The 310-nt window shown below is 54.2% G+C and carries 1 rRNA gene; it reads right to left on the bottom strand.

Going from position 1 to position 310, the window contains the following annotated elements:
- Positions 1–310 (bottom strand): 23S ribosomal RNA (locus tag J9892_RS22550); the annotation flags it as partial.

Here is a 310-nt window from a genome sequence, read left to right on the forward strand (position 1 = left end):
ATTAGCCAACCTTCGTGCTCCTCCGTTACTCTTTGGGAGGAGACCGCCCCAGTCAAACTACCCACCAGGCACTGTCCGCGAGCCCGATTCAGGGCCCTGCGTTAGAACATCAAACATACAAGGGTGGTATTTCAAGGACGGCTCCACGACAACTGGCGTCATCGCTTCAAAGCCTCCCACCTATCCTACACATGTAGGTTCAATGTTCAGTGCCAAGCTGTAGTAAAGGTTCACGGGGTCTTTCCGTCTAGCCGCGGGTACACCGCATCTTCACGGCGAATTCGATTTCACTGAGTCTCGGGTGGAGACA

It is taken from the genome of Aeromonas sp. Prich7-2 (genome assembly GCF_017939255.1).
Classification (GTDB): domain Bacteria; phylum Pseudomonadota; class Gammaproteobacteria; order Enterobacterales; family Aeromonadaceae; genus Aeromonas; species Aeromonas caviae.